Source organism: Pontibacter locisalis, from assembly GCF_042684605.1.
GTDB classification, from domain to species: domain Bacteria; phylum Bacteroidota; class Bacteroidia; order Cytophagales; family Hymenobacteraceae; genus Pontibacter; species Pontibacter locisalis.
This window is the reverse complement of sequence record NZ_JBHULU010000022.1, coordinates 85,027-108,318: the sequence shown is the minus strand read 5'-3', so window position 1 is coordinate 108,318 and position 23,292 is coordinate 85,027. Positions and strand designations below refer to the sequence as shown.

Sequence of the window (23,292 nt, the reverse complement as noted above, 5' to 3'; positions counted from 1 at the left end):
TTTATGACTTCTAGCTGAAGTTACATGTGATATTCAGTCCGTATCTTTTCGGCTACTTCTTCAAACTCCTCTTTGCTGAACTCCTTCTTATTAGCAAAATTCATATCTGCCATACTGTTTATTGGAATGAGATGCACATGTGCATGCGGCACTTCCAGGCCTACTACAGCCATTCCTACACGCTTGCATGGCACTGCCTTACCAATTGCTTTGGCTACCTCTTTGGCAAAAGCCATCAGGCCGGCATAGAGTTCATCGTTCAGGTTGAAGATGTAATCAATCTGTTCCTTCGGTATTACAAGTGTATGCCCTTTGGTGGTTGGATATACATCCAGAAAAGCAAGAAAGCGATCACTCTCTGCAATTTTATAGGATGGTATTTCACCCTTGGCAATCTTTGTAAATATCGAAGCTTCCATAGTTTTTTGTTTTATCGGCTGATCTCCAGGATCTCAAACTGAATATTACCGGCAGGAACAGTTATCTCAGCCACATCACCTACAGATTTACCAAGCAGTCCCTTGCCAATCGGTGACTTAACGGAGATTTTTCCTGCTGCCAGGTCGGCCTCCTCTTCTGCCACCAAAGTATAGTTTACTACCATGTTGTTCTTAAGGTTTTTAATCTTCACCTTAGAAAGGATCAACGCCTTGCTTGCATCCAGGTGAGTCTCATCGATCAGGCGGGCATTTCCCACGATCTCTTCCATCTTGGCGATCTTCAGCTCCAGGTGCCCCTGTGCGTCCTTTGCGGCATCGTACTCAGCGTTCTCGCTAAGGTCACCTTTATCGCGTGCCTCAGCCAGCTGGCGTGCCACCTCAGAACGTCCTTTTGTTTTAAGCTCAGCGAGGTCGTCCTTCAATTTCTGTAAGCCTTCTGCTGTGTAATAAGAAATCTTGCTCATAATCAGTTTCCACGTTTAAAACACAAAAACAAAAAGAACGGTTATGGCGCGCATAACCGTTCTTTTTGCCAAATATGTAAAATCTTTTAATTCTTTTCCAGTGCGGCGACCAGTATAAAACTATACTGCCGCCAAAGTTTAGCATTGCTTTAACTTTAATCGACAATTATAACCAGGAGCTACTCCCCTTGGTTCTGTTTAAGCAAATATACAGAATTAGAGACACAAGATGCAATTTATTTTTATAGTCTTATTACCTTCTATTTTATTAATTTTCGGATTTTATCAACCAGCACTTCATTGATCTTTACGTAAGACTCATGTGTCCAGCCGGCAATGTGCGGAGTTAATAATACATTACTTGCCTGCACCAGCGCATCAAAATCCTGCTGCTGTTCGCTTGTGAGGCTCTGCAGTTTCTCGTTTTCAAGAACATCCAGCGCAGCTCCCTTCAATTTACCATTTTGGAGGTGCTCAACCAAGGCAGACAGCTGCACCACATCTCCTCTGGAGGTGTTAATGAACCACACCCGCTTCTTCAGGTTCCTAAAAAAAGCTTCATCAGCAAAATTGAGGTTTTCGGGAATATAAGGTATGTGCAGGCTCACTACATCCGCCTCCCGCTGCAGTTCTTCCAGCGAAACACACTCATAAGGGGCACAGATCTTCTCAGGGGCAAAACGATCATAGGCGATGATCCGGCAGCCAAACCCTTGCAGGATACGGGCGAAGCTAAGCCCCATGTTCCCGAAGCCAATGATACCAACAGTTTTACCACCTAACTCCTCCCCCCGGTTCTCCTCACGCAGCCACACCTTTTGTCTTACCTGCCTGTCACCACGGGTAATATTGCGCATAAGCGAGAGCAGCATTCCCAGGGCAAATTCGCCCACAGCCTGCCTGTTACCCTCATTCGCTGCAAGCAAAGCTATCCCTCGCTCCTGCAACGCCGCTGCATCAATGTTATCTACGCCAGCTCCTGCCCTGGCCACATATTTGAGTTTAGCAGTATGTTTTAACGTATCTGCGGTAATTCGCATTTTACTCCGTACAATCAGCCCTTCGTGCCCGGCGAGCGCCTCGCAAACATCAATCGGCTTTATCTCCGGCCTGTAATCTGCCTTTACCCCTATCCTTTCCAGCATAGGAAAAATGCTGTCGTGCATCTCATCGATAATAAGAACACTACTACTTTTCAAATCTTCAGACATTATAAATTATAAAGCAGATGCGCCACACCGAAATAAATGGTTATACCCAGAAGGTCGTTGGCGGTAGTGATAAAAGGTCCGGCAGCTACGGCGGGGTTAATGCCGAATTTATCCAGGATCATGGGGGTGATGGTACCCATCATGGAAGCCAGCATCACAACTGAGAAAAGAGCCGTTGCCACTACAATGGAAAGGGTCAGGTCCTGACGGAACAAGTATGAAAAGCTAAAGACCAGAATAGATATAATTAGGGCGTTAAGCAGGGCGACCAGCACAAGTTTTAAAATACGCTGCGTAAAGTTCTCCAGCATTACCGCATTCGAAGAAAGCGTCTGGATAATTATGGAGGAGGACTGTATTCCTACATTCCCTCCTGTTGCCGTGATAAGCGGCACGAAGAGGGCCAAAGCAGGCAGCAGGGCAATGTCTTTTTCAAAGAAGCCCATAAAATGAGCAGCGAGCAAACCTCCCACCATACCAATGATCAGCCAGGGTAATCGTGAACGGGAGATACGGAACACACTGTCATCCTCTTCCACGTTCTCAGAGATACCTGTCATTAACTGGCGGCTCAGTTCTGCCTGTTCCTGCATAACGTCTACCACGTCGTCAATGGTGATGCGGCCCAGCAAACGGCCCTGAATATTTACCACCGGTATCGCTTCCAGGTCATACTTCTGCATCACGTTCACCACCTCGTTCTCATCTCTGAAAGACTCGATAGATATTACGTCCGGGTTGTAGATGTCCTTTACCAGCTTATCGTCTTTGGATAACAGGAGGGACTTAACACTAACACGGCCAACAAGTATATCACGGTTATCAACCACATATACTGTATATATGCGCGACACATCCTCTGCCTGTCTGCGAATCTCTTCAATGCACTGGGTTACACGCCAGTTCAGGTTTACCTTAATAAGTTCTTTCGCCATCAGACCACCCGCACAATCCTCTTCGTAATGCAGCAGGTCCAGGATGTCTTCAGCCTTTTCCTCGTTATCAATCAAGGCCAGAACCTCCTCACGGGTCTGCACCGATTGCTCGTTAAGGATGTCCACGGCATCATCCGAGTGCATCAGGTTAACATAGCGGGCTATCTCGGCACTTGTGAAGTAATCAAGAAAGTCTTCACGGATGTCATAGTCCAGGTCGCTCAGAATCTCTGCCCCTACTTCCGGAGGCAACAAGTCCATCACATACTTCGACTCATTGGTATCAAGCTCGTAGAGCACCGTGGTAATATCGGCAGGATGCATCTCGCCCATTGTACTCAGAATAAAGTCTTTATCCTGACGTTCAATTGCTTCCTCTACCTGCTCAATAAACTCACGTGTTATCTCTATCTGCATCTTTTCTTATGTATTCTGCTGAATAAGTTGGGTCAACTCTACAAAGTCCTGTACCGAAAGTTGCTCGGCACGCTTATCAAAAACGGGTAGCACCGTTATTTCTGGCGGCAAGTTATAACTTCGGAGTGAGTTACGAAGGGTTTTACGCCGGGTTCCGAAACTTAATTTAACCACCTGCATAAACAGCTTCTCATCACAAGGCAACTGTTTTACCTCATTACGCACCAGGCTGATTACCGCCGACTTCACTTTTGGCGGCGGGTGAAAAACGTGTTCACTTACCGTGAAATTATATTTAATGGTATAATACGCCTGCAACAACACACTTAGGATGCCATAGGTCTTAGAGCCCGGAGGAGCTGCAATTCTCTCTGCTACCTCCTTCTGTATCATACATACTACCTCCGGCACTACATCCCGTTGCTCCAGCACCTTGAAGAATATCTGGCTCGAGATATTGTAAGGGAAGTTACCTATAATGGCAAAAGGTCCCGGAAACAATTTGCTCAGGTCGGTCTTCAGGAAATCTGCCGATATGATACGATCCCCAAGCTGCGGAAAATGCTCCTGCAGGTAAGCAATCGACTCCCTGTCAATATCCACTACGGTTGTTCTGTACTCCGGGTGTTTGATCAGGTATTGCGTGAGCACGCCCATTCCCGGGCCTATCTCCAGCACATCTTTTACACCGCCGGGCAGGCTCAGTTGCTCTACAATTTTGATGGCAATGTTCTGATCTACCAGAAAGTGCTGCCCCAGGTGTTTCTTTGGTCTTACGTTACCCACGCTTTGTTATTTATAGGTCGAACGGCAGTAAGTATACTTTTCCGCTCATTCCCGTTATACTTTAGTTGTAAGTTAGCCTTAGCCCCAGCAACAGGGGTGCAGGCTTTCGCATTACGTATTATACTTACTATATTGCGCACTCAAAGATACAAACGACAGATGCCAACACAACTTAAATACGACACAAGCTTAGCTAAAAATACTAATTTGGCTATCATTATAGCTAAGGATCAGGTAGATCAGGTGCAGGAACTGCAACCTGAAGAGCAAAACTATGTGCAACAGCAGGTACAACAGGATGCTAAACTCATCTACCTGAACCGCTATTCGCACCGCGTGTTTGTAGTGGTGGCTCCTGAAGCCAAAACAGAAAGCCTTAAAAAAGAAGCACTTCGACAGGCTGGACATAAACTGCTTCAGCAGCTTAAAACAGACAAAGCAGAGAGCATATCCATACTGGACAAAACAAACTCTGAAGCCAGCTTATACCTGGCAGAGGGGATTTACCTGGGGAATTACCAGTTCCGGAAACACAAGACAAAAGACGAGAAACCAAGTTCTTTGCAAACCATCACAATTGCTGATGAGCATGTAACTGAGACGCAGGTAGAGGAACTCTCTAACGTACTCGAGGCTATTTATAAGGTACGCGACCTGGTAAATGAACCGCATAGCCATCAATCTGCCACACAACTTAGCGAGCAACTGGAAGAGCTTGCGCAGGAAGCAGGGTTTGACCTGGAGGTGCTCGACCTGATCAAGATTCAGTCACTGAAAATGGGCGGGCTTATAGCGGTAAACCAAGGCAGTGAAGAACCGGCTACCTTTAACATACTGGAGTGGAAGCCTGATAATGCAAAAAACACCAAGCCATACGTGCTGGTAGGCAAAGGAGTTGTATACGACACTGGTGGTCTGAGCCTGAAGCCGACACCACAGTCTATGGATTACATGAAATCTGACATGGCTGGCGCAGCTGCTGTAACAGGTGTTATGTATGCTGCAGCCAAAAACAACCTCCCACTGCACATTATTGGCTTAATCCCAGCCACTGATAACCGCCCGGGAGGCAATGCTGTGGCACCAGGTGACATCATCACCATGCATAATGGCATGACGGTAGAGGTCCTGAACACAGATGCGGAAGGCAGGCTGATACTAGCTGATGCACTAAGTTTTGCAAAGAAATACAACCCGGAACTGGTAATGGACTTAGCCACCCTTACCGGCTCAGCCATGCGTGCTGTGGGTAAGGAAGGATTGGTTGTAATGGGAACTGCCGGTGAGGAAGTGATGGCAGAGCTCAAGAAAGCGGGCGACAACGTACACGAGCGCACGGTGGAGTTTCCGCTGTGGGACGAGTATAAAAAGCAGCTCGACTCAGATATTGCCGACCTTAAAAACATAGGTGGGGCCGACGCGGGCCACATCACGGCTGGCAAATTCCTGGAAGCCTTCACGGATTACCCTTGGGTACACTTTGACATTGCCGGTACAGCTTACCTGCATAGCGAGGACTCTTACCGTGGCAAGCTGGCTACAGGCTCCGGCGTTCGACTTGTTTATAACTACCTCAGTTCTCTGGCCCGATAATTAGAAATGGATACTAAATATAAAGTGAAACTTGGCATCAGCATAGGCGACACCAATGGCATTGGTCCGGAAGTGATTGTCAAGACCTTATCAGATCAACGGGTATTAAACTACTGCACCCCTGTAATTTATGCCGCACCTGGCGTACTTAACCGGGTGCGTAAAGCACTAAGCGCTGAGCATTTTTTTTATCAGCAGGTAGAAAGTGCCAATGCATTAGTACCACGCAAGGTAAACCTGATCACCTGCTGGGATCAGGAACTGTCAGTTACACCTGGCGTACCTACTCCCGAATCCGGCAAGGCATCCCTGGATTCCCTGTTGGCAGCCAGCAGCGATTTAAAAGCCGGTCTACTGGATGGTCTGGTGACAGCTCCGATTAACAAAGACAACATACAGGCGGAAGAATTCAATTTTCCGGGTCACACAGAATTTCTGACATCATACTTTGATGCACCGGAAAGCCTGATGCTGCTGGTTAGCGAAGACTTAAGAGTTGCTACAGTTACAGGGCATATGCCTGTTAAAGAGGTAGCATCAAAACTTACAGTAGAGCTCCTGATTCGCAAAATGACCATCCTGCTGGAGTCGCTTAGAAAAGACTTTGGCATCCTTAAGCCCCGGATTGCGGTGCTGGGTTTGAATCCGCATGCCGGTGAAGAAGGTTTGCTGGGAACAGAAGAACAGGAGATCATTCGTCCGGCTATCATGCAAATGAAAGAGCGCGGCAACTTAGTGTTTGGCCCCTACCCTGCTGATGGGTTCTTCGGCATGAGACAGTACAAGCAGGTGGATGCCGTACTGGCCATGTACCACGATCAGGGTCTGATTCCATTTAAAACACTGGCTTTTGAAAGTGGAATTAATTATACAGCCGGTTTACCGATTGTGCGCACCTCGCCCGATCACGGTACTGCTTATGATATTGCTAATAAGCACATTGCAAATGAAACCTCTTTCAGAGAAGCGTTGTTCCTGGCCTGCGACATTGTTAAAAAACGATTAGCTGAAGAAATGCCTGCTGTTTAATAGCATCAGGTATTTTTTTTATCAGATTTATATCCTAATTTTGCGTCTTGCAATAAAAAGTCGGTTGTGAAAAAGCTAAAAGACTATGAGATCGGCATCGCCAAGCTTAGCAATAAGCGACACTCGTATGAGTTTGAGATGGACGATTCTTTCTTTGAACTTTTTGGGACGGATATAATATCAGGAGGTAAACTGCTGGCTAAAGTGGAGCTCGACAAAACGGAGTCGTTGCTTACCTTTGACATAGACATAGAAGGACATGTGCGCCTGACTTGCGACAGAAGCCTGGATGAGTTTGATTATCCGGTACATGTGCAGCAAGTTTTCAGAGTGAAGTATGGCGAAGAGAACCTGGAGTTGGATGATGACTTGTGGCAGATCACGAATGGCACACAGGCTATCAACATTGCACAACACCTGTATGATTACATAAGTCTTTCATTGCCTATGAAGAAGCTTCACCCACGCTTTGTGGAGGAGTCTGATGAAGAGGAGGATGACAGCGAGGAGGATATCCTGATTTATACTTCGCGCAGCGAGAGCGACAGCGAAGATGAGGATGACGACGATGAGGATACTGATCCGCGTTGGGACGCCCTCAGAAACCTTAACTAAAGAGTTTTAAGATTTTAAGAAAGTATAAACTAGTAAGTAAATTTTTAACAAAAAATGGCACATCCTAAACGTAAGATTTCGAAGACCAGAAGAGATAAGAGAAGAACTCATTATAAACTTTCTGAGAAAGCCATCGCAATCTGCCCTACTACAGACACGCCTCACCTATTCCACCACGCATATGTGGTTGATGGCGACCTGTTCCACAAAGGCAAGTTGGCTATCAAAAATTATACAACGAACGCTCAGTAAGCAATAGCCTGCTTCTTTTAAGTTCTGTATAATTTAACAACACCCAGTAAATGAGGATCGCCTTAGACGCTATGGGCGGTGACTTTGCACCAGAGGCTGTCGTTAAAGGTGCAATTTTGGCCGCTCAGCAGCTGGAACAGGAAGATGTAATCCTGCTAATTGGCAAGGAAGACATTGTTCAGTCGCTGCTAAACGAATACGGATATTCTGGCAATAACATACAAGTTGTTCATGCCAGCCAGGTAATAGAAATGGGAGAGCACCCTACTAAGGCGCTCTCACAAAAAACCGATTCCAGCATTGCCGTTGGGTATGGGCTGCTTAAAATGCAGAAAGCAGATGCTTTTTGTAGCGCAGGAAATACGGGTGCCATGCTGGTAGGTGCCATGTTTAGCGTAAAAGCTATTGAGGGAATTCTGAGACCCTCTATAGGTGGCCTGGTTCCTAAAGTAAATGGTGGCTATGGTATTATGCTGGATGTTGGGGCAAATGCAGATTGTAAACCTGAAGTGCTGGAGCAATTTGGCGAAATAGGCTCTATCTATGCCAAGTATGTTTTGGAAATTCCTAATCCGAAGGTAGGTTTGATGAACCTGGGCGAAGAGGAAGGGAAAGGCACAGTAGTTACACAGGCTGCTCACCAGCGCCTGAAAACAAACAGCAGCATTAACTTTATCGGTAATATCGAAGGGCGTGACCTTTTCAATGATAAAGCAGATGTTATTGTTTGTGATGGCTATACAGGAAATATCATTCTGAAGATGGCTGAGAACATCTATGACATCCTCAATGAGAAGAACATGCATGATCCGTTCATCGACAAGTTCAACTATGAGGCTGTTGGTGGTAGTCCTATCCTGGGCATCAATGGTAATGCAGTAATCGGGCATGGTGTTTCCAGCCCGAAAGCTATCAGTAACATGGTACTACAGGCTCAGAAAATGGTAGCGTCAAAACTATCAGAGCGCTTCAGAAAAAATTACTCAGAATAAATGGTTGCCCTCTGTGGCAATAGCTAATATTTAGCTGGCATAACCTGCACCAGTAACTCTTTTTACAGAAACTGGCAGGTTATGCCAATTTTTTTTTAGTAAATTGCCCCCCACATTTGATTTAACAATAAGACTTTTCTTAACATGAGTAAAATCACCGCCGCTATCACAGGTGTGAGTGGCTATGTTCCAGAATACGTGCTCACTAACAAGGAGCTAGAGACAATGGTTGATACGAATGATGAGTGGATCACTTCTCGCACGGGTATCAAGGAGAGACGTATCCTGAAAGGTGAGGGCAAAGGTACTTCACAAATTGCTGTGCCAGCAGTACGGGATTTGCTCGAAAAAACGAATACAAAGCCGGAAGAAATCGATCTTCTTATTTGTGCTACCACAACACCTGATATGGTGTTTCCGGCAACAGCTAACCTGATCACAGCAGAAATAGGTGCTGTAAATGCCTTTGGTTACGACCTGCAGGCTGCCTGTTCAGGTTTTCTTTATGCGTTGGCTACCGGATCAAAGTTCATAGAATCCGGCCGCTACAAGAAAGTGGTTATAGTAGGAGCAGACAAGATGTCTTCTATCGTTGACTATACAGACAGAGCTACCTGCATTATATTTGGTGACGGCGGCGGCGCAGTAATGCTGGAGCCAAACACAGAAGGTTATGGCATTTTAGACGAGGTACTGAAGTCAGATGGCACAGGTGCACCGTTCCTGCACATGAAGGCTGGTGGTAGCCGAAAACCGGCCACTGTAGAAACCGTGCTGGCAAGAGAGCATTACGCTTTCCAGGAAGGCCAGCAGGTATTTAAGTTTGCCGTGAAAGGCATGGCTGATGTTTCTGCCGAAGTAATGGAGCGTAACAAGCTGACAGGTGATGATATTGCCTGGCTGGTTCCACATCAGGCCAATAAGCGTATTATTGAGGCAACTGCTAATCGCATGGGCCTTAGCAGTGAAAAAGTCATGCTTAACATTCAAAAGTATGGCAACACAACAAGCGGCACTATTCCGCTTTGCTTGTGGGAGTATGAGAACCAACTCAAGAAAGGAGACAACATAGTGTTAGCCGCATTCGGGGGTGGATTTACCTGGGGCGCTATCTACGTTAAATGGGCTTACGACCCGAAACAATAACATTGAAACGGCCGCCTCAGCGGCCGTTTTTTTATGCATGCATACAACATAAAACGTAGGTTTAGTTTAAGCCTATCCTATCTACATCAGATTAAAAGGTACCAGTGAAAAAAATTTTGGAGATAAAGAACCTCTGGATCTACTTTATCCTGTTAGCCAGCTCCATCCTGCTATTCGGAGAAATCATTAACGACCGCTTCACAATGCATGACCTGGAGGTATATTACCGCACAGCAGCCAGGATGATAGATGGAGAGGAACTGTACCGTATTGCGGCTGACGGGCATTATGTATATAAGTACTCTCCTACGGCTGCCCTGTACTTTGTTCCATTTGCCTTACTTCCTTTTCCAGTAGCCAAAGTTATTTTTTGGGGTTTATTAACAGCTTTGACAATAGTTGTTTTAAGAGTGCTTTTCAATTTAGCTCAAGAGGCCTTTCCTGGTATCAACAACAGAAACAGGAATATACTCTTAGTAGCATTCTTAGCTGTAGGGGCACACGTACACCGGGAGTGGCACCTTGGCCAAGTCAATTTTGTATTGCTCTCACTATACATTTTTATGCTTGTGTTCCTGATGAAGCAAAAATCCTTGCCAGCCGGAGTTCTATTAGCAGTAAGCCTATTCTTAAAGCCTTTTGGATTGATATTTTACCCTTACCTGCTGCTAAAAGGGAAATTCAAAACTGTATTGACCTCTTTGGGAGCCATAATGATCTTAGCTTTACTGCCCATGGTCTTTTATCCTTCATGGCACCAGTACACATTACTGAACCAAAGCTGGCTGACAGAATTAAGTATAGAACTAGGTGCAAAACAGAACCTGATGGCAGAAGCTAACCATACTATTTTCTCTGTTCTCGCACGCTATTCGCCGCTACAGTACCTGTTAGCTACCTCCTCATCAATAAAAATATATCAACTGATCCTGTTGGGCATCATTGGGCTCTGCTTTCTATCCTTTATGCAAATGGGTAAGAAAGTAAAAAACGGTTTAGTGGCAGAAGTAGCAGTACTTATAGCTCTTGTTCCTTTATTTGCCTTTACAAGTCAGAATGCTTTCCTGTTCACCTTACCTGCCATCGTTTTGGTTCTGTACAACTACCCGCAGCTTCCGCCAGCAGGTAAATACATGACTGTAGCAAGCTGCCTCCTAATTGGAGCTAACATCAGAGACTTAATGGGCCGGGAGATATACAACCTATTTGAAAATGCCTCTGTTTATACATTCGGCACTTTACTTCTACTAGCTATGCTGTTCCTGATTCGGAGAAACCGGCAGAATGAAATAAATCAGACTCATGAAAGCCGGGGAAGCATCTTGCATGCCTGATGTTTAAACATGAAGAACTGCTATTTGGACAAAATGGCGGCTTTTTCAGGACAAATTACCCAGAATACCTGATTTTGTTTGCAACACAGCAATTTCAGCTATACTTTTACCCTTCAGTTTTACTATTTAGAATAAACCATAAACTATGGCAACCACAGCTGATATTAAAAACGGTGTTGTGATTGAATTTAACCACGACCTATACCAGGTAACTGATTTCCAGCACGTAAAGCCAGGCAAAGGCCCGGCATTCGTTAGAACAAAGCTCAGAAACGTTAGAACGGGAAAAGTAATTGATAACACTTTCTCGGCAGGCCATAAAATAACAACTGCCCGAGTGGAGCAGCGCCCGCACCAGTTCATCTACAAAGATGACATGGGTTATAACTTTATGGACATGAATACCTTTGAGCAGGTTACCCTTAATGAGGCGATGGTACCATTCGCTGACCTGATGAAGGAAGGACAGGAAGTTACAATTCTTTTCCACGCTGAAACAGAAACGCCATTAACCTGTGAAATCCCACCATTCGTAGAGTTAACAATTACTTATACTGAGCCAGGCATTAAAGGCGATACAGCCACTAACGCCTCAAAACCAGCCATCGTAGAAACAGGTGCTACAATTCAGGTGCCTCTGTTTATTGGCCAGGACGAAAAAATCAAAGTAGACACTCGTACATATTCTTACGCAGAGAGAGTAAAATAACAAATGAAAGCTAAAGAAATCCAGGACCTTATCGACTTTATCGCCAAATCTGGCTTGAATAAAGTAAACATCGAAACAGAAGAATTCAAGATCTCCGTAAAGCGTGATCCGGACCAGAAAGTGAAGTATGTGAGCCAGCCAGCCACGGCTGCACCTGCACCACAGGCTCCTGCACCAGTTGCCGCTCAAGCTCCGGCACCTGCTGCGTCAGCTCCTGCAGCAGCTTCTGCTCCATCAACTACTTCTGATGAAAGTAAATATGTTGCTATAAAGGCACCAATGATCGGTACTTTCTACCGTTCTTCCAGCCCGGAATCTCCAGTATTTGTTAATGTTGGAGATGAGGTTAAGCAAGGACAGGTGATCTGCATCATCGAAGCAATGAAATTGTTTAATGAGATTGAATCTGAGGTTTCTGGTAAAATCGTGAAAGTATTGGTAGACAATTCCTCACCAGTAGAATACGATCAGCCATTGTTCCTGGTAGATCCTAGCTAACGTAAAATTTGAAAGTTTGAAAGTGTGAAAATGAGGAATTGGAGAAACAGTATAAACTCCCTTTCCTCATTTTTAACGTCTAGAATTTCCACATTTCCAAATCTTCAGATTCTCTAATTAAAGACTTATGTTCAAAAAGATATTGATCGCCAACCGTGGCGAAATCGCACTGCGCGTTATCCGTACTTGTAAGGAAATGGGTGTTAAAACGGTAGCAGTATACTCTACTGCCGACAAGGAGAGCCTTCATGTGCGTTTCGCTGACGAAGCTGTGTGTATAGGTCCGGCACCAAGTGCACTGTCTTACCTTAACATTCCAAACATCATAGCTGCTGCAGAAATAACAAACGCAGATGCCATTCATCCTGGCTACGGTTTCCTTTCTGAGAATGCAGAGTTCTCCCGTATCTGTGCTGAAAACGGCATTAAGTTTATCGGTGCTTCTCCTGAAATGATCAACTCCATGGGCGATAAGGCTTCGGCTAAAGCAACCATGAAGAAAGCCGGTGTACCAACCATACCTGGCTCTGATGGCTTATTGAAGTCAATGGAAGAAGGCATAAAATTAGCAAACAAGATCAAATACCCGGTTATTCTGAAAGCAACTGCCGGAGGTGGTGGTAAGGGTATGCGTATCGCTAAAAACGACGCCGAATTTGAGAAAGGCTGGAATGATGCACGCGCTGAGGCAAAGGCAGCTTTTGGTAATGATGGTATTTACCTGGAGAAGTTTGTTGTTGAGCCACGTCACATTGAAATTCAGCTGATCGGTGACCAGCATGGCCAGGTAGCGCACCTTTCGGAGCGTGATTGCTCTATCCAGCGCCGTCACCAGAAATTGGTTGAGGAAACTCCTTCACCTTTCATTACAGATGAACTGCGGGAGAAGATGGGACAAGCTGCCATTGCTGGTGCAAAAGCAATTAACTACGAAGGTGTAGGTACCATTGAGTTCCTGGTAGATAAAAACCGTGATTTCTACTTTATGGAAATGAACACGCGTATCCAGGTAGAACACCCTATCACAGAAGAGGTTATTGACTACGACTTGATTAAGGAGCAGATCAAGGTAGCTGCCGGTCATAAGATCACAGGCAAGAACTACTATCCTAAGATGCATGCCATTGAGTGCCGTATTAATGCGGAGGACCCAAAGAATGGTTTCCGTCCTTCTCCTGGAAAGATCACAACGTTGCATACACCAGGAGGACACGGTGTACGGGTAGATTCACACGTTTACTCTGGCTACACCATTCCGCCAAACTATGACTCTATGATCGCGAAGCTGATCGTCAGCGCACAGACACGTGAGGAGGCCCTGGTAAAGATGAAGCGCGCACTGAGCGAGTTTGTCATTGAAGGCATCAAAACAACTGTACCTTTCCACCTGAAGCTGATGGATGACGAAGGCTTCAAGGCAGGTAACTTTACAACAGCTTACCTGGACAGCTTCGATTTTAGTAAACTGTAGAAAGACGCAACAATAGCTTTAGAAAAGCCCTGGTTTTACAGCCGGGGCTTTTTTTGTGGGTCGTGCAACTAATCATCCTATAATGGTATCTTATATTTGAATGAAGAAGACAATTATAAATCTCGCACTCTTTATTGTAGCAGGACTGTCATTGATGAGCTGTACCTCTCAACTCTTTATAGATACTACTTTGCCTCCTGCAGTAGATGTTGGTAATGAGCAGTGGAAAGTTGTAGCTATCAAAAGGTTCAACCCTGCCCTTTTGCCTTTTAAGCGTGAAAAGAAAACTGAGGTTTTCCAAAACGGGGCTGATGAAGCTTTAGCTGGCGTATTAGAAGCCATTCACCAGGACCACACCTACCAAATAGTAGCAGTAGATACTTCTTCTGCCTACCTCGCTAACTCTCCTAATGAACAGCTAACAAGAGACCAGGTAAAAAGCATTCATCAAAAGTATCCGCACCACTTGCTGTTAACCTTAGATAACATTGATGCTAGCTTCCATCAGATGACAACCCGGGAAAAAGACAGCGATGAAACGGTTGTTAAAACGGCACATTATACCTTGATCACCACAACAACCTGGACGCTCTATGACAGCTTAGGAACAGTGCTGGACAGAATGAGCCTGAGGCAAGAGGAGCCTTATCAAACCCGTGACGTAGTAAGTGGCTTACTGGCTGTCGGTCCCTCTATGGGTAACGCTGGTCCGGCTGTTAACCGTTTAGCCTGGCGTACCGGGAAAAGCTACTGGAGGCGCTTGTCTCCGCAGCGGGTTAGCCTGGTGCGTCCTTACTACTCTATGAAGGCTTTCGAGCCTGCTGCCTACCAGATAGCGGCTGGTAAATGGGATCAGGCCATTGCACTGCTTCAGCCACTTGCAGAGAGCAAAAACAGAAAGGATGCAGGAAAAGCAGCTTATAATCTCGCTGTAGTGCATGAGGCAAAAGGAGACATAAAGGGAGCTCAACGTTGGGCCAGACAGGCTGCAGATAGCGGCAACAAATTAGCGGCTCTTCTGCTCCCCGACCTGCAGAACTACGGAAACTGAGTTGCGACTTAAAAGCAGAAGCCCCGGCTATAAAGGCCGGGGCTTCTGCTTTTGAAGATTACTTTTTCTCTTTCAACTCTTCATCCATTAATTGCTCCAGTTCGCTGTACCAGCCCTCGCCATACCTGCGGATTAAGGGCTCTTTCAGAAACTGATACACACGCACCCCCAGGTCCTGACCGAAGCTGCAGGCTGAGCTACAGATTCCCCACCGGTCATAGTTCAAAGCTTCGAAGCCATCATACTTTGTAATCCGGATCGGGTATAGGTGGCAGGATATTGGCTTTTTCCAGTCAATCTTGCCATCATAATATGCCTGCTCAATAGCACACTTCAATGTTTTGTCCTCATCATAAATGGCGTAAGCACACTCACGGTTGTTAATGGTTGGCGTGGAGTAATCTCCTTCCCAATCTTTGATGTACAGCCCCTGCTCCTCAACAGCCTGCTGTCCGGCACCCGTCATGTAGGGTTTAATCTGTTCGTAACTTTCTTCCAGAATGGCAAGCTCATCCTCTTCAAGGGGTGCACCTAAATCACCTTCCACGCAGCAGGCACCCTTACACTTCTCCAGGTTACACACAAAGAACTGATCCCGGACATCGTCACTAATAACTGTATTCTGAAGAACTATCATAAAAAAAGGTTAGAGCATTGAGTAGAAAGGAGTAAAGGATGACTATACAATTCATAACCTCCCCGCGCTCAATAAAAATAAAGTCGATTAAAATCTTTTAGCGCTTACTTCTGCTTCTCCGGAGAACCTGCTGCCATTAAAACGTTCTGCACATTCTCTTGTTTGGCATAGTCTATGGCCGCTTTTCCATAGGCGTCCCTCAGCTTAGGGTCAGCCCCGGCCTGTAACAGGGCAACTATTACTTCTGGGTTTGCATTTATCTCGCAGGCCAGGATCAAAGGCGTTTTGCCTTCGTTGTTACGTGCATTCGGCTTGGCTCCTGCATTGAGCAGCCTGCCTAGTTCCATAATACCAATGTGTTGACCAATGGTTGCCCGCAGTGCGCTTGCCAGCACTGTATTACCGTCGTTGTCTTTGATATTTGGATTTGCGCCACGGCGCAGCAGGGTATCAAGCAAATCTACCTGCTCCTGTTCGTACAGCTCAGATCTGACACGGGCACTGCTTACCAGGTAATGCAGGGCGGTTTTGCCATCTACGTCTCTGTCGTTGATGTTGGCTCCCTTAGCAAGCAGCATACTCACTGTTTTAGGTCGAACATCCGGTTCATAGGTTACACCGTAATCCTCTAAAAGCAAAGGAACATAAATAGTATGCATCAATGGTGTTCTGCCACGCAGGTCAGTCATGAATTCCTCTGGTACGGCTAAAGTATTTGGATCTCCCCCGGCATTCAGCGCACGCTTCAGCATTTCCGGATCACGGGTCACAGCTGACATCACTACTTTCTGATCCGGGCTAAGGTTGATATACCGCAGCTGCTCATAAGCATTCACACTACCCTTTGATACGGCTTTTCGGTATAGCTTACGGGCATCATCAATCTTTACTTCACCTAAAGTACCCTCTTCATATAACAAGGCCATGGTATAAAGGGCCTCCCGTTCACCGGCGTCAACACCCTTCTTAAGCCAGTACACGGCCTTGCTGTAATCTTTCTTCACCCCTTCCCCATTCAGGTAAAGGTTAGCCAGAGCAGTATAGGAGTTAACATCGTTTGCTTCTGCTGCTTTGCTCAGGTAGTTAAAAGCTAATCCCTTATCTACCATCTCGCCAAAACCTGTATAGTACATACTGCCCAGGATGCGGTTACAGAAGGCGTCGCCCACCACGGCTTTTTCCCTGATCTCGATGGCAGCAGTACGCATGTGCTGCATGAAGCGGCGCTTATCATCCTGTGTCATGATAACTGTTTGTTCTGCCAAACCCAGGTGCCCCAGCAGACTTCCTTCATCAACTGCTCTTTTATAGTAATATGCAGCAGAATCGCTCTCTGATGAGAAGAACTCCTCTACATCACCGATCTCGCGCAGCGTATCAATTTTAACGGAATCGTACTTTAGCTCACGATACTGATACATTCTTCCAATAAAGTACAGGGCATCCTTGTCTCCCTGCGCAATGGCTTCTCTGAACTTTTCCTGAGCCTGCTGGTACTTTAATGTGGTATAGTAAGCCATGGCCTCATCCATTGCCGGTGTGCGCCAGACACGTTTTTTAGGCTGCGCAGTGGCTGTAGCCGTTACAGGCTTACTACTGGCAGTTGCAGCGGCAGGCTTGGTGCTGCCAGTGCTTTTAGCTGTCGCTTTTGTTTGCCCCACTGCTGAAAAGCCCGTAAATGTAAATGCCAGAAGAAGCATCACCACACGGACCACAACACGATCGCTAGTTATATATGGAGGTACCAAAATCAATTCTTATATTTTTTTAACAACTGCAAAACTACAGTTATCCACGCTCTAAATCAAAAACCGGGCAAATAGTTATCTTATGGCTATTTATTTCCCAACTCGTAAACGCATTCAGGCTACTTCCTGTTCATAACTAGTGCTTTATCTTTAAAATTTATTCTGCCTGAACGGCGACGGGTGCTGCGCGTGTTCTTTAAAAGGATTTGTATTTGTAACTTGCATAGATTTTAAGACGCACGCGGAAGAGAAGAAATGGATTATATCAGCCTATTAAATGAGTCGCAACGCGCGGCAGTACTTCATACCGAAGGACCTGCCATGATTATAGCGGGAGCAGGCTCAGGAAAAACAAGAGTTCTAACATATCGGATCGCGCACCTGATCAGCCAGGGAGTAGATCCGTTTAACATATTGGCCCTTACCTTTACGAATAAAGCGGCCAAGGAAATGCGCAACCGTGTTGAGAAGGTGATTGGCAATGAAGCCAAAAATATCTGGATGGGTACATTTCACTCCGTTTTCTCACGCATACTTCGCGCAGAGGCTGAGAAGATAGGTTACCCGAAAAGCTTCACCATTTATGATACGGACGACTCCAAGACACTTATTCGCAACATTGTGAAGGAGATGAACCTGGACGACAAGCTGTATAAGCCAAATGTGGTGTTGGGTAGAATCTCATCTGCTAAAAACAAGCTGATATCTGTAAAGCAGTACCTCAACGACCCTGTTATCCAGGCCGACGATGATGCTGCCATGCGCCCGAAGATTGGCAAGATCTATGAAATGTACCAGAACCGCTGCTTCAGGGCGGGTGCAATGGATTTTGATGACCTGCTTTTCAACACAAACGTGCTCTTCAAAGACCATCCTGATGCACTTAACAAGTATCAGAACATCTTTAAGTTTGTAATGGTGGATGAGTACCAGGACACAAACTACTCACAGTACCTGATCACGCGTAAGCTGGCTGCCCAAAACCGTAACATTGTGGTTGTAGGAGACGATGCGCAGTCTATTTACGCTTTCCGTGGTGCTGATATCCAGAACATCCTCAACTTTGAACGCGACTACCCGGAATTACAGGTTTTCAAGCTGGAGCAGAACTACCGTTCCACTAAAAACATTGTTAACGCGGCTAATTCTGTCATTCGGAATAACTCGGCTCAGTTAAAGAAAGATGTTTATACGGATAATGAGCAGGGGCCGCTGATAGAGGTAATAAAGGCAAACTCCGATAACGAGGAAGGAAAACTGGTAGCCACTACCATTTTTGAGGAGAAAATGAACAACCACCTCTCCTACGACGACTTTGCCATCCTTTACCGCACCAATGCGCAGTCCAGGGCCATGGAGGAAGCCCTGCGCCGCATGAACATCAAGTATAAGATAATCGGTGGCCTGTCCTTCTATCAGCGCAAGGAAATTAAAGACCTGATCGCATACCTGCGTCTGACCGTCAATCCGAATGATGAGCAGGCATTGCGACGTGTTATCAACTATCCAAAGCGAGGAATTGGCGAAACTACGGAACAGAAAATATTTGTAACGGCTAACGAAACCAACCATTCTGTTTGGGAAGTAGTGCAGAATGCTGCTCAGTTCCTGGGCAACAGGGTGGGTACAGCCATTGAAAATTTTTCTATCATGATCCGGGACTTCGCCCGCATTTCGGAAAATTCAGATGCGTTTGAGGTAGCCAAGCATATTGCCAAGCACTCCGGAATTGTAGATGATCTTTACTCAGATAAAACCGTAGAGGGACTCGCACGTTACGAGAACATCCAGGAGCTTCTGAATGGTATAAAAGAATACGTGGATGATCCGGAGAAAGAGGATAAGAGTCTTTCAGCTTTCCTGCAGGACATTGCCCTGATTACGGATGCTGACACCAAGGAAGATAAAGACGGGGAATTTGTAACGCTCATGACCATTCACTCGGCCAAGGGCCTGGAGTTTAAGAATGTTTTCATAGTGGGAATGGAAGAGAACCTCTTCCCTAGCCAGATGATGCTAAACTCCCGAGCCGATCTTGAGGAAGAGCGTCGTTTATTTTATGTGGCGATCACAAGGGCAGAGAAAAAGCTGTACCTGACCTATGCCACCAGCCGTTATCAGTGGGGTAACCTGCGCGCCTGCGAAAAGAGCCGCTTTCTGGAAGAGATAGATCCGAGATACCTCAACTTTAAGTATGGCGAATCTTCTTCAGGTGGCAACGTGTTTGATCGGGTGTTACAGCGCAAGAGCAGCATCAGCAGTCTGGTACAACCACCAGCACGTAAGCAGGCTGCCACGGCTTATACACCACCTGCGGATTTTAAACCAAGCGATACCTCCAATTTAGCAGAGGGAATGAAAGTAGAACACCCAAAGTTTGGATTTGGCGTAGTATCTAAAATAGACACGCAAGGTAACAGCGTAAAAGCAATCATCGATTTTGATGAGGTAGGCGAAAAAACCTTACTGCTAAGCTTTGCCAAATTGCGGATTCACAACTAATTAATTAATTAGAAATTCTAAATTAAAAATCAGAAATTGGGATAGGAGCCAAAAGTATAACCCACTTAGCTTATAACTTCTTGCTCTAGATCCGTAATTCCTAGTTGCACCACGTGCAATATTTATCATTTCTAATTTCTAATTCATACTTTTGAATTTACATAAGATATAATGGAAGCTAGTACCACTTTTAAACAAGACCTGTTACTGCGAGAATATGGCCGTAACGTACAGGACCTGGTAAACTACATAACTAAAGTAGAAGACCGTTCGGAACGTACACGCCTTTCGCAGCTGCTCATAAACCTGATGGCGAAACTTAATCCACAGTTGCGCGACACACAGGATTACCAGCAGAAACTCTGGAATCACCTGTATGTAATGTCTGGCTCTACTCTGGACGTGGATGCTCCTTACAAGCTTAGTGCGATGGAGTACCTGAACGATAAGCCGCAGCCGATGGAATATGCGTTGGATACGCCAACTTATAAGCACTATGGTACTAACGTGGAAATGCTGATCCAGAAAGCAACGGAGGTAGAGGATGAGAAGGAGCGCGAAGCTGCTATTGTATCTGTGGGTAAGCTGATGAAGACATTGTACAAGTCCTACAACAAAGACAGTATTACGGATGATGTCATCCTGAACGATATCCGCCAGCTTTCAAAAGGAAAATTAAACATGGACCTGCGCACCATTGAAAGTAACAACTTATTTGAGTCTTCCGGAGGCGGACGCTCACAGCAGGATAACCAGCGTAGCCAGCAGAGCCGCAACGATAACCGCGGTGGTGGCAGAAAAAACCAAAGATCCTCTTCTAACCAAAGAAACAAATAGTATACATGGCTTCATTTGAAGTAATAGGCGGCAACAAATTAAAAGGCGATATTTATCCACAGGGTGCTAAAAACGAGGCACTTCAGATATTGTGTGCCGTGCTGCTTACCTCTGAACCGGTAGTAATTTCCAACATACCTGATATACGGGATGTAAATAAGTTAATTGACCTTCTTCGCGGCTTAGGTGTTAAGGTAGAACGCAATGCCCCGGACACTTATACCTTCCAGGCCGACAATGTTGACCTAGACTACCTGGAAACTGAGAAGTTTGTAGAGCAGGGCAGAGCCATCCGTGGTTCAGTAATGATCGTTGGTCCAATGCTGGCTCGTTTCGGAAAGGCAAAAATGCCAAAGCCAGGTGGAGACAAGATTGGCAGACGCAGACTGGATACGCACTTTATCGGCTTTGAAAGACTTGGAGCTCATTTTGAATATGATTCTGAAGCAAGCTTCTATGGCGTGCATGCCGACAGGCTGAAGGGAGCTTACATGCTTCTGGACGAAGCTTCTGTTACAGGTACAGCCAACATTCTTATGGCTGCTGTGCTGGCCGAAGGCACTACCACTATCTACAATGCTGCCTGTGAGCCTTACGTGCAGCAGCTTTGCCGCATGCTGAACCGAATGGGTGCCAAGATCAGTGGTGTTGGCTCTAATTTGCTGGTAATTGAAGGGGTAGAATCTCTTCGTGGCACAGAACACCGCATGCTACCTGACATGATCGAGATAGGTTCCTTTATTGGTATGGCTGCCATGACAGGTTCTGAGATTACCATCAAAAACTGCCAGATTCCTGAGCTTGGCCTGATACCCGATACTTTCCAGCGGTTGGGTATAAAAATGGAATTCAGAGGGGATGACATTTTTATACCGGAGCAGGATCATTATATGGTGGATACTTATATTGATGGCAGCATTCTGAACATATCAGACCACACATGGCCAGGTTTAACACCAGACCTGCTAAGCGTGGCGCTGGTTGTGGCTACACAGGCAAAAGGGACTGTGCTCGTACACCAGAAAATGTTCGAGAGTCGCCTGTTCTTCGTGGACAAGCTGATTGATATGGGTGCCCAGATTATTCTTTGTGACCCACATCGTGCTACGGTTATTGGTCTTAACAATCAAATCCCACTTCGCGGAATACGAATGACCTCTCCTGACATTCGGGCAGGTGTTGCGTTGCTAATTGCTGCACTTTCAGCAGAAGGCAAGAGTATCATTGATAACGTGGAGCAGATTGACCGCGGTTATCAGAACATAGATGGTCGATTAAATGCCATTGGCGCTCAGATCAGAAGAATTTAAAGCATCCATCATACTTAAAGATCAAAAAGAGCACCTCTAGAGGTGCTCTTTTTCATTTACTCTGTTTTTAGTCATGATATTTAGTGAAAAATATTCATATTCATATTCATATTCATATATTTACCTAAAACTTACCTCTTTCACTATAATCACAATCTATGAAGTATAAACTTTTACTCTTATCATTATTTAGCTTCATCTATTTTAATGTTTCTGCTCAAGTTCAAAAAGAGCAGGGCCGAATTATCAAAAAGGATAATCAGGAGCTTACAGGTTTTGTATCATATTTCTTTGATAGTCCTACTGAAATATTCTATTGGGATGCTCAAAACGAGAAGCATGTGTTTTCACCGGACCAAATATCTGAGATTAGATTAATCAGTGGGCAACGTTTTGTATCTAAACCTTTTAAGTCTGCCTCAGGCACTCACGACCAAATTTTTCAGGCAATTCTTATTACAGATAAAATCAACTTTTATGTTCGTGAAGGCAATAACAAGGAATTTTATGTAGAAAAAGATGGCATTATTTACAAGCTTGAGAATAATGTAAAATTGATAAAAGAAAAAGGCAAAGAGTTAAAGTCTTATGATTATCAATATGTAAGTGTTCTAAGCCAATTGTTGCAAGACCGCATGGATTTAGTTGGCAATCTTAATCAGATAAAATTGCAGGAAAAAGATCTTTTAAAAATCCTGACTGAGTACGCTAATGGAGATATCAATTATTACTATACTCCGAACACCAAGGAATTAGAACATAATAATTTCTGGTCTGTATATACTCAGGTTAGTAACCACGGTGGCATGAACTCAAATGTAGAAACAGAAGGTTTTTCATTTGGTTATCAGGTCGGAGTACAATATCATTTTGGGAAAGGCACTAGAAGCTCTGTAAAACTTGCTTTTAACAAATCAACATACAGTTTTTCAGATCTGAATGTTGAAGCTCTAAGTTTAGTTGCAAAATATCAATATGAGTTTTTGAAAAAGAGTACCTATACGTCATACCTTGTTGCTCAAGTATTAGAATTCACTAAAACTGATATAAATTATAAAGCTGATTGGAAAGAAGACCATGAATCTGGAGGTATATCTATTGGTATTAGACCTGGCATTGGTATTGAAGCAAGGCCCTCTGATAAAGTTTCGTTCTTTTTAGAAATAAATGATTTACTATACATGGGGAGTATACCAAAGAACTTTAGTGTAGGCTTAAACTATAGGTTGGGTAAAACGGCAGAAGAACACCTAAGCCTTTAACTTTCAACAAAAAGAGCAGTCTTGAAGGGCTGCTCTTTTTGTTTAGATTTACT

The 23,292-nt window shown here is 45.0% G+C and carries 22 protein-coding genes; 15 read left to right on the top strand and 7 right to left on the bottom strand.

What is annotated here, in order from left to right:
* Window positions 1-20: 20 nt before the first annotated feature.
* From ACFSRY_RS18555 to rsmA, 5 genes are all read right to left on the bottom strand, one after another.
* Entirely contained in the window at window positions 21-419 is a 399-nt protein-coding gene (locus tag ACFSRY_RS18555) for an HIT family protein (protein ID WP_377511566.1), read from the bottom strand.
* Window positions 420-430: 11 nt separating this feature from the next.
* Complete coding sequence (gene greA, locus ACFSRY_RS18550; protein ID WP_377511563.1) at window positions 431-904, bottom strand: transcription elongation factor GreA; 474 nt, start codon at window positions 902-904, stop codon at window positions 431-433.
* Window positions 905-1,164: 260 nt separating this feature from the next.
* Window positions 1,165-2,115 (bottom strand): NAD(P)-dependent oxidoreductase, encoded by a 951-nt coding sequence (locus ACFSRY_RS18545; protein WP_377511560.1) that lies wholly within the window; start codon window positions 2,113-2,115, stop codon window positions 1,165-1,167.
* A complete protein-coding gene (gene mgtE / locus ACFSRY_RS18540) occupies window positions 2,115-3,467 on the bottom strand; it encodes a magnesium transporter (RefSeq protein WP_377511557.1) in 1,353 nt (450 codons plus the stop codon). The genes ACFSRY_RS18545 and mgtE overlap by 1 nt, the downstream gene beginning before the upstream one ends.
* 6 nt (window positions 3,468-3,473) lie before the next feature.
* Window positions 3,474-4,253 (bottom strand): 16S rRNA (adenine(1518)-N(6)/adenine(1519)-N(6))-dimethyltransferase RsmA, encoded by a 780-nt coding sequence (gene rsmA, locus ACFSRY_RS18535; RefSeq protein ID WP_377511554.1) that lies wholly within the window; start codon window positions 4,251-4,253, stop codon window positions 3,474-3,476.
* Between the two features lie 159 nt (window positions 4,254-4,412).
* Here rsmA and ACFSRY_RS18530 point away from each other — a divergent pair, with 159 nt between their 5' ends.
* The 11 genes from ACFSRY_RS18530 (at window position 4,413) to ACFSRY_RS18480 (ending at window position 14,943) form a co-directional block, all read left to right on the top strand.
* The gene (locus ACFSRY_RS18530) at window positions 4,413-5,846 is read left to right on the top strand and encodes a leucyl aminopeptidase family protein (protein WP_377511551.1); all 1,434 of its coding nucleotides are present in this window, start codon (window positions 4,413-4,415) and stop codon (window positions 5,844-5,846) included.
* Between the two features lie 6 nt (window positions 5,847-5,852).
* Window positions 5,853-6,875 carry a 4-hydroxythreonine-4-phosphate dehydrogenase PdxA gene (gene pdxA / locus ACFSRY_RS18525; protein WP_377511547.1) on the top strand — a complete coding sequence of 341 codons (1,023 nt, stop codon included), beginning with the start codon at window positions 5,853-5,855 and terminating at the stop codon, window positions 6,873-6,875.
* 66 nt (window positions 6,876-6,941) lie between these two features.
* Window positions 6,942-7,490, top strand: coding sequence for a YceD family protein (locus ACFSRY_RS18520; RefSeq protein WP_377511544.1), 549 nt, complete (start codon window positions 6,942-6,944; stop codon window positions 7,488-7,490).
* Window positions 7,491-7,544: 54 nt separating this feature from the next.
* Window positions 7,545-7,742, top strand: coding sequence for a 50S ribosomal protein L32 (rpmF, locus tag ACFSRY_RS18515; protein WP_377511541.1), 198 nt, complete (start codon window positions 7,545-7,547; stop codon window positions 7,740-7,742).
* Between the two features lie 50 nt (window positions 7,743-7,792).
* Window positions 7,793-8,734: a phosphate acyltransferase PlsX gene (plsX, locus tag ACFSRY_RS18510; RefSeq protein ID WP_377511538.1), complete on the top strand. Its 942-nt coding sequence runs from the start codon at window positions 7,793-7,795 to the stop codon at window positions 8,732-8,734.
* A 144-nt stretch (window positions 8,735-8,878) separates the two neighbouring features.
* Window positions 8,879-9,880, top strand: a complete 1,002-nt coding sequence (locus tag ACFSRY_RS18505; protein ID WP_377511535.1) for a beta-ketoacyl-ACP synthase III — start codon at window positions 8,879-8,881, stop codon at window positions 9,878-9,880.
* Between the two features lie 104 nt (window positions 9,881-9,984).
* Entirely contained in the window at window positions 9,985-11,214 is a 1,230-nt protein-coding gene (locus tag ACFSRY_RS18500) for a glycosyltransferase family 87 protein (RefSeq protein ID WP_377511532.1), read from the top strand.
* 145 nt (window positions 11,215-11,359) lie between these two features.
* On the top strand, window positions 11,360-11,923 hold the full coding sequence (efp, locus tag ACFSRY_RS18495; RefSeq protein WP_377511529.1) for an elongation factor P: 564 nt from the start codon (window positions 11,360-11,362) through the stop codon (window positions 11,921-11,923).
* 3 nt (window positions 11,924-11,926) lie between these two features.
* Window positions 11,927-12,421: an acetyl-CoA carboxylase biotin carboxyl carrier protein gene (gene accB / locus ACFSRY_RS18490; protein WP_377511526.1), complete on the top strand. Its 495-nt coding sequence runs from the start codon at window positions 11,927-11,929 to the stop codon at window positions 12,419-12,421.
* A 127-nt stretch (window positions 12,422-12,548) separates the two neighbouring features.
* Complete coding sequence (gene accC / locus ACFSRY_RS18485) at window positions 12,549-13,892, top strand: acetyl-CoA carboxylase biotin carboxylase subunit (RefSeq protein ID WP_377511523.1); 1,344 nt, start codon at window positions 12,549-12,551, stop codon at window positions 13,890-13,892.
* Window positions 13,893-13,992: 100 nt separating this feature from the next.
* Window positions 13,993-14,943 carry a DUF6340 family protein gene (locus tag ACFSRY_RS18480; RefSeq protein ID WP_377511520.1) on the top strand — a complete coding sequence of 317 codons (951 nt, stop codon included), beginning with the start codon at window positions 13,993-13,995 and terminating at the stop codon, window positions 14,941-14,943.
* A 58-nt stretch (window positions 14,944-15,001) separates the two neighbouring features.
* On the opposite strand, the gene ACFSRY_RS18475 is transcribed toward ACFSRY_RS18480, so the two are convergent.
* Together ACFSRY_RS18475 and ACFSRY_RS18470 are read right to left on the bottom strand one after the other, a co-directional pair.
* Entirely contained in the window at window positions 15,002-15,580 is a 579-nt protein-coding gene (locus ACFSRY_RS18475) for a DUF3109 family protein (protein ID WP_377511516.1), read from the bottom strand.
* 104 nt (window positions 15,581-15,684) lie between these two features.
* Window positions 15,685-17,328 (bottom strand): ankyrin repeat domain-containing protein, encoded by a 1,644-nt coding sequence (locus tag ACFSRY_RS18470; RefSeq protein WP_377511513.1) that lies wholly within the window; start codon window positions 17,326-17,328, stop codon window positions 15,685-15,687.
* A gap of 255 nt (window positions 17,329-17,583) precedes the next feature.
* On the opposite strand from ACFSRY_RS18470, the gene ACFSRY_RS18465 reads away from it, so the two are divergent.
* The 4 genes from ACFSRY_RS18465 to ACFSRY_RS18450 all read left to right on the top strand — a co-directional run bounded on the left by ACFSRY_RS18465 (window position 17,584) and on the right by ACFSRY_RS18450 (window position 23,239).
* On the top strand, window positions 17,584-19,830 hold the full coding sequence (locus tag ACFSRY_RS18465; RefSeq protein ID WP_377511510.1) for an ATP-dependent helicase: 2,247 nt from the start codon (window positions 17,584-17,586) through the stop codon (window positions 19,828-19,830).
* A gap of 171 nt (window positions 19,831-20,001) precedes the next feature.
* On the top strand, window positions 20,002-20,667 hold the full coding sequence (locus ACFSRY_RS18460; RefSeq protein ID WP_377511507.1) for a DUF4290 domain-containing protein: 666 nt from the start codon (window positions 20,002-20,004) through the stop codon (window positions 20,665-20,667).
* Between the two features lie 5 nt (window positions 20,668-20,672).
* Window positions 20,673-21,977, top strand: a complete 1,305-nt coding sequence (gene murA / locus ACFSRY_RS18455; RefSeq protein WP_377511504.1) for a UDP-N-acetylglucosamine 1-carboxyvinyltransferase — start codon at window positions 20,673-20,675, stop codon at window positions 21,975-21,977.
* A gap of 158 nt (window positions 21,978-22,135) precedes the next feature.
* Window positions 22,136-23,239, top strand: a complete 1,104-nt coding sequence (locus ACFSRY_RS18450; RefSeq protein ID WP_377511501.1) for a hypothetical protein — start codon at window positions 22,136-22,138, stop codon at window positions 23,237-23,239.
* Window positions 23,240-23,292: the final 53 nt, after the last annotated feature.